The sequence below is a fragment of the Marichromatium gracile genome (assembly GCF_004343155.1).
GTDB lineage: Bacteria > Pseudomonadota > Gammaproteobacteria > Chromatiales > Chromatiaceae > Marichromatium > Marichromatium gracile.
Window position 1 is genome coordinate 514686 of sequence record NZ_SMDC01000002.1, and the last position, 12374, is coordinate 527059.

Genomic DNA, 12374 nt, shown 5'->3' on the forward strand with positions numbered 1-12374 from the left:
TCACCTACTCGTTCACAGCACGGAAAGGAATTCGCCTATGACCTTTAGATCATCAAGCTCCTCCTCAAGCACGATATCTTTATAGCCGAAGGCATTGGTCTGGGGCTTTAGCACGATGCGCTTATTCATCAACTCGCCATACTCTTCGATCTTTTCGCTCTGGTACAGTTTGATCGTGAAGCTACCGCCGTGGTCAGGGTCTTCAATAGCGCGATGCTGCACCACGACGACCTTACCTTGCCGTGTGCCGCCAGGGTTCGCACGGAACAGACACCAGGCACCATTAGGGATGCGTCGATTCATAGACTCCCCCACCACCCGGCTGACAAACAGGTCGGGGCTTACTCGCATGAAGTCGGGCAGCTCGACCCAGTATTCAGCGTTGGCGATCTGCATCTCTCCGAATTCTCCAGCGGCGATGCTTAGGTCGTACACGGGTACGTGGCGCTCGAATGGCACTACCTCATCACGCGTCATGATGGGAAGATGCAAATCATCCAGTGTACCGGTATCCTCTGCCACGTCCAGTGGCTCGGTCGCTTCTTGCGAACGAACAAAAGCCGAAAAGTACTCTCGAGTCTCGAGATCGGTAGCATAGACGTAACAGCCCTTTTGCCCCCTCGTCATCAGTGTGCGATAGGTGTTCTTTATGATCTGGTCCGCTAGGACTCGAGCATTTTCGGGCTGCTCCTTGAACATTTTTTTGTAGCCACGAACGGAACGATCCTGCTCTGCCCGCTTCCCAGCGTCTGTCACCACGCGACCGCCGCGAATAACGAAGTCCTCTCCGATAATGACGCCCACATAGTCGAACTCGAGCCCCTGACAGGTGTGGATGCAGCCGATCTGGTCGACGGAGTCTTCAGCGATGGCCCACAGCATGCCGTCATCATCAAGGTTCCACTGGGCCTCGAAGCCATGTTCGGGGAGGACGATATCCATGGCGTGCTTGTCCTTCTTGCTCGCCCAGGGCCAGCAATAACCCGCTACCATGCGCGCCTTGTTGGTCTTTCGGTTCTTCTCGATAATCGCCCGGCGCATCGCTGACGGGTCATCAAACACTTGGAATTCGTAATCGATGTCACTCAGATCGATGTTGGTCGTAGTGCGAATCTGAAGGGCATTATCTAGCCATGCTAGGTAACCATCCGAACCATTACAGCGAAACTGCGACGCCAGCTCCAACTCCTGCACGTCGGCCCCACATTCAGCAGCCCGCCGCCGGATCTCCTCAACCGTGCCCACGTCCTTGAGCGTCACGCGCTGTGCCTCATCGATGAAGAAAATCGATAAGCGAGACGCAGTGATCACCTCTTTTATTTGGCTCTCTCCCAGATTCTGATACATGCCGGACTTTTCGTTCAGGCGGTGCGCTTCATCCACGATTAGCACATGGAAAGTATCAGGCTTTGCGTTGACGTAGCTGCCTGAGCCCTTGAACAGGTTGTCGATATGGGTCTTTTTGCTCGTGCCGGTCAGCTTCTTCTTGAAGACCTCCCGAGGTGCAGAGTTACGTGACACGTATTGCGTCATCATCTCGCGCTTTGTCAGCTCTACCAGCAGATTGATGGCAACCACCGACTTGCCGGTGCCCGGCCCGCCCTTGACGATCAGGCACTTCTTGTTTTCGCTACCTGCACGATGCGCAAGATCGATAGCGGTTTCATAGACTAGCTTCTGTTCGTCGATCATCAGGAACTCGGCGTTTCCCTGCATCATAGATGCCAGCGCATCCGCCAGGTTTTTGCTCGGCTTTATCACACCATGCTCGATGCGATACATAATTCCGTTGCTGTCGCCATACTTAATGTGCTTGCTCAGAAACTCCGAGAGCTTCAGGGCGTCTGGCGAGATGAAGACTGGAGCCAGACTGGTGTGCGGCTCGTAGCATGGATCATTGATTTCATCTGCTTGCTTCATATTGTGCAGATAGGCGCAGGGCACCAATCTTATCGACTCGGAGCGTACTGTCTCGTTGTAGTCCGCGATCAGCGCGCTATAAGACCACGCCTGATACGAAGGATGATTAGTCTCGCGTACACTGCCGCCCAGTTGGGTGCGCACGATGGCATCTTTCTTCGTCACTTCGACGAACTGCCACTGTTTCAGTTCCACGATGACCGCTACATCATCCCGTTGATGGTTTTTGCCGGTCAGAATGAAGTCAACCCGGCGATTGGTCAGCGGAATGTTATACTCGATGGCCACGCCAGCCGATGCGGGAATACCTTCATCGAGCAGGGCGCTCATCATGAAACGGAGAGAACATTCCCAAGATTTCACCTCATTGCGCGGCGAGTTTCGGTTCAGTTTTCTCGCCACCTCGTTCTGTATGGCGTCGGCGATGATGTTGGCTCGCACATCGTCGATAAATTGCTGCTTGGTGGCGTTGTAGACCAACATGGCTTAACAAATCCCTTTTCAAAAAGACAACTAATTCTCATGGCGCATAATTCTACCCCATTATGCACGGCATTTATACTGCAACTTCACCTGGAGCTTATACCTCGGCCTCAAATAGCATGGCCAGCTAATTGAGATTTAAGTTGTCAACGTAACCCGCCGCAGCGTCACCTCATTAACGCTAATAAAATCTTAAAGTCAACGGCGCACTTAACCAGGACACCCTGTCACAGAAAAGGCGCTTCAACATCTAGCCGCTACTCTTTAGTTACCTATTGATGGAGAAATTAAAATCTCGGGTAGTGCCCTGACCGATAGGTTTCGATAAGATCAGAATCTCTTGCTTTAAGGATGAATGAGATGTATCTGACATGTCCGCAGTGTCACTCCAACCATGTGAACAAAAATGGATTCAACCGGCTGAACAAGCAGTTGTACAAGTGTCAAGATTGCGGTCGTCAGTTCGTTCTCCATCCTGCCAAGGGACCGGTTTCTCAGGAAACCCTCGAACTAATCGATCGGTTGCTGCTGGAAAAAATCTCCCTGGCCGGAATTGCCCGTGCGGTGAAGGTCTCCGAGGTGAGATTCCCCCCGAATTTCGTCCCCCAAGGATTGACGTAGACTGACGATCAAATCTTGGAGGGCACGATGCAGAAGATCCCGAAGCGGGTATACACGCTGGAGTTCAAGGAGCAGGCGGTTAAACGGGTGCAGTCGGGGTACAACATCGCCTCGGTGGCATGCGAGATGGGCTTGGCGGAGCAGACAGCGCGCAACTGGCTGCGGCGCAGCGAGGCGGGGAAGCTGGAAGCGAGTGCGGGCAAGGCGTAACGCCCGAGAAGGTGGAGCTGTCGCGGCTACGCGCCGAGGTTGCCGAGCTTCGCGAAGAGAACACGACCCTGCGAAAAGCGACGGCGTACATGGATACCGAGCTGGTCACCAGTGCCCTCGACATGGCCTATGCTCGGCGCCCTTCGCCACCGGGGCTGCTGTACCACTCCAGCCGAGGCAGCCAGTACGCCAGCCACGCCTTCCAGCAGCGCCTACGTCGCTACGGTATGCGCTGCTCGATGAGAAGGCGCGGCAACTGCTGGGACAATGTCCCGACCGAGAGCTGGCTCAAATCCTGTCGACGAATCGCCATCCGTTACGACAAGTTGGCGACCAGTTTCTCGGCAATGTTCACGCTTGCTTGCATCCGCAGATGCCTCAGGCATTACTTTTCGTACAAAACGTAACCGTCCACGAATGTCACCGCCTCGTCGATCGGGCGGTCGACTGACGGTTAACCCGACCTACGAAGCTTCGTGGTTCGATCTTCCGGCGACAACTCAACCCTCGAAATCTTTGCGTTCTTGGTGTCTTTGCGGTTCAGTCTTGACGGCTGTCCGCGAGCGACTTGCGCCCGACGAAGCGGTAGTAGGGCACGCGCAGGCCGGGGAGGTAGGGGACCGGGGCGAGGTGTTCGTCGAGCTGGTGGTCGGGGAGGTGGTCGCGCAGCCAGCGCAGCGGCTCGGGGCTGGGGTGGACGCCGTCGTGGGCGAACCAGCGGGGCCAAAAGACGCGGGCGAGAGCGCCGTGGCGGGCGTTGCCGGGGCCGCCTCGGGCGTCGGAGACGTAGAAGTCGACCACCCCCAGGGTGCCGCCGGGGCTGAGCATGGCGAGGGCGTTTGCGAGCACCGCCCGCCAGTTGGGCATCATCGTCAGCGAGTAGGCGCAGTAGACGCAGTCGACCGGCCCCTCGGGACGATAGTCGGCGGCGTCGGCCTCGATCACCCGCACCCTGGCGAGGCCGGCGGTGCGCCGGCGCGCCTCGTCGAGCAGCGCCGGGCAGAGGTCGACGAGGTCGATCCGGCCGAGGCTGTCGAGGCGCTCTCCGAGATAGAGCAGGTTGCGTCCGGTGCCGGCGCCGAGCTCGACCAGATAGGCGCCGGGCGCCGGGTCGAGTGCGGCGATCAGCTGCGCGCGCCCGTGCAGCAGGCGCTCGCGGAAGCGGTCGTAGTGTGCCGCCTGGGGGGCGTAGAAGTGCTGTAGCCGTTCGGCGTGCGAGCCCTGGCGACGCTGGCCGCGCAGCAGGTGGAGGAGGATGCGCGCGTCGCTGCCGATCATGCGCGCACGTCCGCGATGTGGAAGCCGGCGTAGGTGTGTACGCGGTCGAGGCGGTTGAGCGCGGCGGCGCGCTCGGGGTGGAAGCGCAGACGCTCGCTCAAGCGGGTACGCTCGGGACCGAGTTCGAGCCGTTCGAGATAGCGCGGCGCGACATGGGCGCTGCGGAAGATGATCCGCGCATCGGCGCTGGCGCGGTCGAGGATCGCCTGCCACTCCTCGGCGAGCGCCTCGGGGTGGTAGGAGCTCATCCAGTCCATGTGATCGAGCAGCACGTACCTGGAGATCGACTCGTCGGTGGCGTGGAGGAACTCGGTGACGGTGCAGGTGTGCGGCACGATGCGCTCGACCAGCCCGGCCTTGAGCGCGGCGAAGTTGTCGCGCTTGAGATACTCGGGGCAGCACGCCGGGGTGTAGCGACCGCGCAGATAGACCGACCAGAAGTAGTTGTCGGCGATCGGCAGCTGGCGCAGCACGTATTCGAGCGCCTCGCGGATGAACCCGGCGACGCCCTGGGCGTGCTGTGCCTGGACCTCCTTGCGTTGAGGGTGGGGGACGCCGAGCAGGCTCATGGTGAGCTGGCGCGAGAGCGTCCAGTTGAGCGCCGGGGTCCAGAACAGCGGCTGGACGCGGGTGTCGTAGATCTCGCGCTGATGATCGAGATCGGCGCTGGCGAACAGCGCGCGCACGCTGTCGGCGAGCCGGGGCCGGGCGCGCAGATAGGCGTGGAAGAGCCGTGCGACGATGCCCGACAGGCCGTGGAAGTAGAAGCTGCCGTCGGGGTTGCCGAACCAGGCCGCGCGCCGGTCCCAGAAGGCGCGGGCGAAGGGCGAGAGGGTCTGGCGCAGGGCGTCGTGGTAGAGGTCGCGGAACGCCGGGTGGTAGCCGTGCCCGAAGACGGCGAAGAAGTCGTCGAAGTCGAGCGCGCGGATGCCGGCGAGCTTGAGTTCGAGCAGTGCGTTCTGGCGCGGGTTGGCGTCCACCGCGTGGATCCGTCGCGGCCCGGTGAGGGCGTAGTCGAGCACGTTGCAGCCGGCGCTGGTGATCACCAGCAGGGTGTCGTCCGGGGTCAGCTCGAGGGCCAGCCGGTCGACCGCCGGATCCTCCCAGCAGGTGTTGTAGACCAGGGCGCGCGAATAGATGGCGTCGAAGACCCGTTGGTCGATGCGGTCGGCGAGTGTCGGTGCGGTTTTCAAGCGTGGGCTCCAGGCGGGTGGACCGGATCGGGTTTTCGCAATGCGTGTTCACGCAGGTCGCGTCAGGATAGATTGGGGAAGTGACCGTGGCGTGGCGCGTCCGCGACGGGACGGTTGCGGATCGGTTGCGGCGGGATTGCCCCGCCCCTGCGACCACCCTCGGCCAGATCGGTTTGATCGGCGGGCCGGGGCGCTCAATAATGATCTGTCAACCATTGGAATTCGCGGAGATACGAACGATGTCCGAAAAGGCCCCCTGGATCACCTTCCGGCCTGAACTCAAGGTCCTCGACTGCACGGTTCGGGACGGGGGGCTGGTGAATGCCCATCGCTTCGACGATGCCTTCGTCAGCGCCGTCTATCACGCCTGTATCGATGCCGGGATCGACTACATGGAGATCGGCTACAAGAACTCGAAGCGGGTTTTCCCCAAGGACAAGTTCGGCCCCTGGCGTCACTGCGACGAGGCCGACATGCGTCGTATCGTCGGCGACCACGACGCCGAGAAGACCGGGCTCAAGCTCGCGGCCATGGCCGATGCCGGCAAGAGCGACTGGGAGCAGGACCTGGTGCCGGCGGCCGACAGCCCGCTGTCGATGATCCGCGTGGCCTTCTATGCCCACCAGGTCTCCGAGGCGGTGGACATGATCCACCACGCCCACGAGCTCGGTTACGAGACCACCGCCAACCTGATGGCGGTCTCCAACATCACCGAGGAGGAGATCGACAAGGTCCTCGAGGCCGTCTCCCACACCCCAGCCTCGACCATGGTCATCGTCGACAGCTTCGGCTACCTCTACCGCGAGCAGATCGACCGGCTCTACCACAAGTACACCGACGCGCTCGCCGGCAAGGGCATGGAGATCGGCATCCACGCCCACAACAACCTGCAGCTGGCCTTCGCCAACACCATCGAGGCGATCATCCTCGGCTGTAACCGCGTCGACTCGACCATCTACGGCTTCGGCCGCGGCGCGGGCAACTGCCACACCGAGCTGCTGCTCGGCTTCCTGCGCAATCCCAAGTTCGACGTTCGTCCGATCGTCGAGGTGATCCAGAAGTACATGTTGCCGTTGCGCAAGGAGCTCGACTGGGGTCCCTCGCTGCCCTACAACCTCACCGGTCAGCTCAACCAGCACCCGCGCTCGGCGATCGAGTGGCGCGAGGGCCCGACCCCGGAAGACTTCCTCGGCTTCTACGACAAGCTCGTCGCCGAGATCTGAAAGGCACGGGGCGCGGCCGGTCGCGCCCGCGACATGGCGGCCTTCGTCAAGGTGATGACCTAGCCTGTTCGCGGCGCCGGCCCTCGGGCCGCCGGCCGACGCCCCAAGGGGCCCTGCGATCGCCCCGCCATCCGGCCTCTTGCCAGACGGGCGCGATCGCGCTACACCATCGACTCCGATCCCGAGCGCGCGCGCCCTCTCCGGGGCGCGCCACCCGGTCCCTGTGTATCTTCTCGGAGTCTCTCTCCATGTCCGACCAAGCGACCCTGATCCTGGGTGACGCGCACCACTCACTGCCCATCGTCACCGGCAGCGCCGGCGAGCGCGCGCTCGACATCCAGACGCTGCGCGCCCGCACCGGGCTGATCGCACTCGATCCGGGCTATGCCAATACCGGCAGCTGTCGCAGCGCCATCACCTATATCGACGGCGAACGGGGCATCCTGCGCTATCGCGGCATCCCCATCGAGCAGTTCGAGCACAGCCCGAACTTCGTCGAGGTCGCCTGGCTGCTGATCTTCGGTCATCTGCCCAATGCCCGCGAGTATGCCGACTTCTCCGCCGAACTGACCGCCTGCGCCAACCTCGACGAGGGCATGAAGCATCACTTCGAGGGCTTCCCGCGCGCCGCACCGCCGATGGCGATCCTCTCGGCGATGATCAACGCGCTCTCCTGCTTCCACCCCGAGCTGTTCGAGCTGGAGGACGAGCAGCGCTTCCGCGCCGCCGCCGCCGGGCTGATCAGCCGCATCCGCACCATCGCCGCCTACGCCTATCGGCACTCCATCGGGCGGCCCTATATCTATCCCCACCCCGAGCAGCGTTATGTGCCCAACTTCCTGCACATGATGTTCTCCGATCCTTATGCCGAGTACGTCTGCGAGCCGCTGGTGCGCGACGCGATCAACCTGGTGCTGCTGCTCCACGCCGATCACGAGCAGAACTGCTCGACCTCGACGGTACGCATGGTCGGCTCCAGCCAGGCCAACCTGTTCGCCGCCTGTGCCGCCGGGGTGTGCGCGCTGTGGGGACCCTTGCACGGTGGCGCCAATGTCGCGGTGCTGCAGATGCTCGAGGAGATCCATCAGGGGCGGATCACCCCCGAGGAGTACGTGCGTCTGGCCAAGGACCGCGACAGCAAGGTGCGGCTGATGGGCTTCGGTCACCGGGTCTACAAGCAGTTCGACCCGCGCGCGCAGATCCTCGCCCGGGTGGCCGAGCGGTTGCTCGCCCAGCTCGGGCGGCGCGATCCGCTGCTCGACATCGCCCGTCGGCTCGAGGAGATCGCGCGCGAGGATCCCTACTTCGTCGAGCGCCAGCTCTATCCCAACGTCGATTTCTACAGCGGCATCATCCTCCGCGCGGTGGGCATCCCCACCAACATGTTCACGGTGATGTTCGCGATGGGGCGGCTGCCGGGCTGGATCGCCCACTGGTGGGAGCAGGCCGGCGCGGGCGGGCGCATCGCCCGGCCGCGTCAGCTCTATGTCGGACCCGAGTCGCTCGACTATGTGGCGATGGGCGAGCGCGACTGAGTCCGGGAGTGAGGGACGCGGACCCACCGGGTCCGCGTCGGGCTCAGGCCGCCACCGGGCTCGGCTGGTGGCTGAGACAGCCCTTGGGACAGACCCGCGAGCAGGAGGCGCAGCCGATGCAATCGAGCGCATCGGCGAGATTCATGACCATGCCGGGCGCGTCGTCGAAATCGTCGTCATCGTCCTCGATCTCGTCGAGATCGAGTTCGTCGCGATCGATCAGCTCGAAGACCTTGCGGGGACAGACCTTGTAGCAGCGGCCACAGCCGATGCAGCTGGTCTGGTCGATGGTGATGACGAACGACGGTGTCCACTCGACCCCGCCCCGGGTGATACCGGTGATGACAGTCATGGTGCAGTGCTCCCAATCCGCGGCTCTCGACCGGCCGCGCGGTACGGTTGGCGCGATCGGCGCCGGGCCGGTCGCGTGTTGATCCTCGATGATCGCGACGGGGTCAGGCCCCGTCGGCGGCCTTGAGTCTGGCGTCGGCCTCGGCCCACGCCAGACAGGCGTCGTAGGTGGCCTGGGCGAGCGCCGGCAGCTCGGCATAGGCGCCGGGCAGGCGCTCCTCGACCAGATCGTGCAGCTCGGCGGCGCGCTCGTTGGCGATGCGCTTGGCCTTGCGCGCGGCGCGCTCGAGCCCCTGACGGTGTTGCGGATCCATGGTCTCTGTCTCGTCTGTGTCAGGGCGGCTCAGAGTCCGGCGACCTTGGGGTGTTCGCCGATCAGCTCGATGGCGACGGAGAGATACTTGTCGGCCTCGTCCTTCATCCGCGACAGGCTGGGGAAGCCGAAGCGGTGCACGTCGCGCAGGGTGCGGTCGAGCACCACCAGCTTGCCGGTGGTGATCAACACCCGACCGAAGCCCTCGTGACTGAGGTGCACCAGGGGCACCGCCATCAGCCCGCACTCGGCCTCGATCAGCGCCGCGATGGCGTTGTAGAAGGCCTTGACCCGCTCGACCACGATCTCGTCGGGATCGCCGACGATGGGGATCTCGCGGCGCATCTCCTTGGTGAGCACGAAGGGTTCGAGCAGGTCGGCGTTGGCGAGGTGCTCGTACTGGCCATAGGCGTCGAGCGCGCGCATCTGGCGCACCATCTCGACCATGAAGTCGCTCTCGAGCAGCCCGCGGGTGGGCAGTGGCGCGGCTGGGGTGTCGCTCATCGTGTTCTCTCCTGCTGGGATCTGGGGGATGGGGTCAGGACAGGCGGCGTAGCACCACCGGGCGTGGCGCGTCGCGCCCGAGCCGCTCGGCCAGCCACAGTCCGGCGCCGAGTGCCAGCAGCGCGCCGCCGAGCGTGGCCCACAGCGGCAGCGCGAAGCGGGTGCCGGCCCAGGCGGTCGCGGCCAGCGCCAGCAGCGGCAGCAGATAGGCGAGGGTGGCGGCGCGCAGCAGCCCGGCGCCGGGGATGCCGATCACCACCGACTCGCCGGGGCTGAGTCCGAGCGGGTCGTCGATGACGATCTGCCGGGCGCGTCCGCGGCGTCCTGTCGTGGCCCCGGCGCAATAGCCCGACTGGGCGCAGCCGGAACAGGCGCTGGCACTGCCGGGCGCGACCCAGGCGCGTGGCGGGGCGCTCGCGGTCACCACCGCGACGGTCTCGATCATTCGCTCCATCCCTCTGCCTCCATCTGGTCGACGCTTGCGTGTTGCGCTTCACCGCGCCTGGGCGGGGCGAGCGCGCGTGCCAGCCAGGGGCTGGGCCGCCCGCGCAGCTCGCCCTGCAGGGCGGCGATCTGGGCGCGGATCCGGGTGCCGTACGGGACCTTGACCGGCTGGACGCCGACGGCACGGAGCTGCCTGACCGCCGAGGCGCCGATCGCCTCGCAATAGACGGCGAGACAGCCCTCGAGCGCGGCGATGCGCTCGCCGAGCTTGTCCTCGTTGCCGTCGAGCACGCCCGTCTTGAACTCGATGACCTCCAGCAGCCGGTGGCTGGTGCGGTCGACGCCGTGGATGGTGAAGGCCCGGGCGGCGCCGAAGTGCTGGTCGATCCGCGCGCGATCGCTGCTGGCGAAGGCCACGCGCAGCGGGTGCTCGGTCGTTGCGGTGGCGCTCTCGAGCAGCCTCAGTCGTCGTTGCATCCGTGCCTCCCGGCCAGGCCGCCGTGCGTTCGTGCTCGGACCACTGCTTGAGGCGCGAGCGATAGGGATGGAGCTCGCCGCGCTCGCGTTCGAGCGCCAGGTTGGCGAGTTCGAAGCGGGTGTCGCGAGTCCAGCGGTCGCCGATCCAGGTGCGGTGGCAACCGTCGAGCCGATCGGATTGCGGGAAGCCGTTGCGCAACAGCGCGATGCCGAGCCGTGCGGCGCTCTGCGCGCCGTGGGCCTTGGTCACCAGCAGCTCGGCGCGCGGTCCCGGCCTGTCGTCCGAGGTCCTCGAGATCGCCGGTGCGGATCTCGGCGCACCGGGCGCGGACGAGCACCGGGACATTGCCCGGGGCGACCGCGGTCATGGTCTCGGCGCCGACCCCGACGAGCAGCTCGGTCCAGCCGACCAGCAGGTCGGCGGCGGTCGCTCCCGGCTTGGGTCGCGCGCATCCCGACTTGCTCTTGTGGTTGTGCGCGCAGGCCGGCGCGTCGAGCAGCGCGGCGATCTCTCTCTGCTTCATCGGTCACTCCTGGCGAGATCCTCTTGCAGGAGAGTGGGAAGCACGGAGTGTGCCGTATCCTAACCACATGAATCGAAAGCGTAATCGTCGCGGCCGCTGCACTGTGCTGTAGGACACTCGACGTCTTTGCGGGGTTTGCGACAAGGCGACGGGGAAGTCAGCCGCCAGCCTTCAGCGACCAGCCGCCGGTCAGCGCGTGTCTCTGACGGCGATGGTGGGGTCGGGCACCCACTGGTTGCTGGCGGCTGGCGGCTGGAAGCTCGTCGCCGTCCTTCAGCCGTTGAGCTGTGGTGGTGCGCTCGGAGGCTCCTCGGGCTGAGCGGGGAAGGGGCTGCGATAGGCGTGCAGGTGCAGCAGTCGTCCCTCGGCGATCAGTGCGCCGCCGCTCAGCCCCGGCGCGGCCAGACGCAGCAGTTCGCTGTCGGCGCCGAGCGGCAGGGGCATCACCGGGGCGCTGCTCAGGGCGTCGAGCAGGGTGCCGGGGTTCTCCGGCCGGGGACGCCGGAGGGTGAAGTTCAGGCACTCGATGGCATCGAGCGCATAGCTGGCGATGATCCGCGGCAGCAGCTCATGGAGGATGGCCGGATGGGCGAAGAGCTCGAAGCCGCAGACCCGACCATTGATGGCGAGGATGGCGCCGATCTGGTCGGGTCGCGGCGGCAGGGCCGCGACGTATTGCGCGATGAACTCGGCGTACTCGTCGTAGAGCGCCTCCAGGCCGGGGCGCGCCGGATCGTCACAGTCCATGCGCGCGCGCTTGTGCGCAACCTCTTCCCACAGCTCCTGCGGCCGTCCCGGATAGGGGGGCTCGCCGAACAGTCGGGTGCTGAGCCGCGCTGCGCTGCGCGCGCGCGCGCTGGCGAACAGCAGCTGGCCGGAGGATCGGGGGCGGTTGCCCGGTTGTTGGGCGGATGACCGTCCGAGCGGCGAGAGGGCGAGCCCGATGGTGCTGCGTGGCGGTACCAGCAGGCTGTGATCGAGGACCTGATCCCGCGCTGCGCCGCTGAGCGACTCGCCCTCGAGCAGCAGCAGCGGACGCGTGCTCTGGTTGTCGAGTCTCGCCCCTGGCGATTGGGCGCGGGCATCGTGCGTCTGCAGGTGCGCCTGACCGGTCTTGATCGCGGCGCTCAGGGTGAGATGGTCGGGTGCGCTCGGGCGCGGGTCGCAGATCGGGGTGAGGCCGATGTTGAGATGGTGCAGCGGGTCGCCGAGGGCGAGCGCCGGGAGATGGTGATGGAGCCTGTCCATGAAGGCGTTCTCCTTGTGCCGGAAACACTTGATGTCCTGACTTCGGCCAG

The 12374-nt window shown here is 64.6% G+C and carries 12 protein-coding genes and 2 pseudogenes; 5 read left to right on the forward strand and 9 right to left on the reverse strand.

Translation table 11 applies throughout. The features are described 5' to 3' along the window. Nucleotides 1-12 precede the first annotated feature (12 nt). Nucleotides 13-2403 carry a DNA/RNA helicase domain-containing protein gene (locus EDC29_RS05275; RefSeq protein WP_132228875.1) on the reverse strand — a complete coding sequence of 797 codons (2391 nt, stop codon included), beginning with the start codon at nucleotides 2401-2403 and terminating at the stop codon, nucleotides 13-15. A gap of 366 nt (nucleotides 2404-2769) precedes the next feature. Here EDC29_RS05275 and EDC29_RS05280 point away from each other — a divergent pair. The 3 genes and pseudogenes from EDC29_RS05280 to EDC29_RS17455 form a co-directional block, all read left to right on the forward strand. Continuing rightward, nucleotides 2770-2982, forward strand: a pseudogene (locus EDC29_RS05280) (IS1/IS1595 family N-terminal zinc-binding domain-containing protein); the annotation flags it as partial. Nucleotides 2983-3051: 69 nt separating this feature from the next. Further along, a complete protein-coding gene (locus tag EDC29_RS05285) occupies nucleotides 3052-3234 on the forward strand; it encodes a transposase (protein ID WP_132228879.1) in 183 nt (60 codons plus the stop codon). Between the two features lie 89 nt (nucleotides 3235-3323). Next, nucleotides 3324-3525: pseudogene (locus tag EDC29_RS17455) on the forward strand (DDE-type integrase/transposase/recombinase); the annotation flags it as partial. A gap of 249 nt (nucleotides 3526-3774) precedes the next feature. Here EDC29_RS17455 and EDC29_RS05295 read toward each other — a convergent pair. Together EDC29_RS05295 and EDC29_RS05300 are read right to left on the reverse strand one after the other, a co-directional pair. Then, a complete protein-coding gene (locus EDC29_RS05295; protein WP_132228881.1) occupies nucleotides 3775-4512 on the reverse strand; it encodes a class I SAM-dependent methyltransferase in 738 nt (245 codons plus the stop codon). Continuing rightward, complete coding sequence (locus tag EDC29_RS05300) at nucleotides 4509-5705, reverse strand: BtaA family protein (RefSeq protein WP_123142593.1); 1197 nt, start codon at nucleotides 5703-5705, stop codon at nucleotides 4509-4511. Before EDC29_RS05300 ends, EDC29_RS05295 begins: the two co-directional genes overlap by 4 nt. Nucleotides 5706-5944: 239 nt before the next feature. Between EDC29_RS05300 and EDC29_RS05305 the strand changes: the two genes are divergently transcribed. Together EDC29_RS05305 and EDC29_RS05310 are read left to right on the forward strand one after the other, a co-directional pair. Next, nucleotides 5945-6928 carry an aldolase catalytic domain-containing protein gene (locus EDC29_RS05305; protein ID WP_062271937.1) on the forward strand — a complete coding sequence of 328 codons (984 nt, stop codon included), beginning with the start codon at nucleotides 5945-5947 and terminating at the stop codon, nucleotides 6926-6928. A 248-nt stretch (nucleotides 6929-7176) separates the two neighbouring features. After that, nucleotides 7177-8463 (forward strand): citrate synthase, encoded by a 1287-nt coding sequence (locus tag EDC29_RS05310; protein ID WP_123142594.1) that lies wholly within the window; start codon nucleotides 7177-7179, stop codon nucleotides 8461-8463. 43 nt (nucleotides 8464-8506) lie between these two features. Here the strand turns inward: EDC29_RS05310 and fdxB are convergent, their stop codons facing one another. From fdxB to EDC29_RS05345, 6 genes are all read right to left on the reverse strand, one after another. After that, nucleotides 8507-8815, reverse strand: coding sequence for a ferredoxin III, nif-specific (fdxB, locus tag EDC29_RS05315; RefSeq protein ID WP_132228883.1), 309 nt, complete (start codon nucleotides 8813-8815; stop codon nucleotides 8507-8509). A 103-nt stretch (nucleotides 8816-8918) separates the two neighbouring features. After that, entirely contained in the window at nucleotides 8919-9128 is a 210-nt protein-coding gene (locus EDC29_RS05320; RefSeq protein ID WP_062271915.1) for a CCE_0567 family metalloprotein, read from the reverse strand. Nucleotides 9129-9157: 29 nt separating this feature from the next. After that, nucleotides 9158-9631, reverse strand: a complete 474-nt coding sequence (locus EDC29_RS05325) for a NifX-associated nitrogen fixation protein (protein WP_123139640.1) — start codon at nucleotides 9629-9631, stop codon at nucleotides 9158-9160. A 34-nt stretch (nucleotides 9632-9665) separates the two neighbouring features. After that, nucleotides 9666-10085 carry a SoxR reducing system RseC family protein gene (locus tag EDC29_RS05330; protein WP_132228885.1) on the reverse strand — a complete coding sequence of 140 codons (420 nt, stop codon included), beginning with the start codon at nucleotides 10083-10085 and terminating at the stop codon, nucleotides 9666-9668. Then, a complete protein-coding gene (locus EDC29_RS05335; RefSeq protein WP_132228887.1) occupies nucleotides 10073-10552 on the reverse strand; it encodes a NifB/NifX family molybdenum-iron cluster-binding protein in 480 nt (159 codons plus the stop codon). The genes EDC29_RS05330 and EDC29_RS05335 overlap by 13 nt, the downstream gene beginning before the upstream one ends. Nucleotides 10553-11349: 797 nt before the next feature. Then, entirely contained in the window at nucleotides 11350-12324 is a 975-nt protein-coding gene (locus tag EDC29_RS05345; protein ID WP_123142598.1) for an ARPP-1 family domain-containing protein, read from the reverse strand. Nucleotides 12325-12374 lie beyond the last annotated feature (50 nt).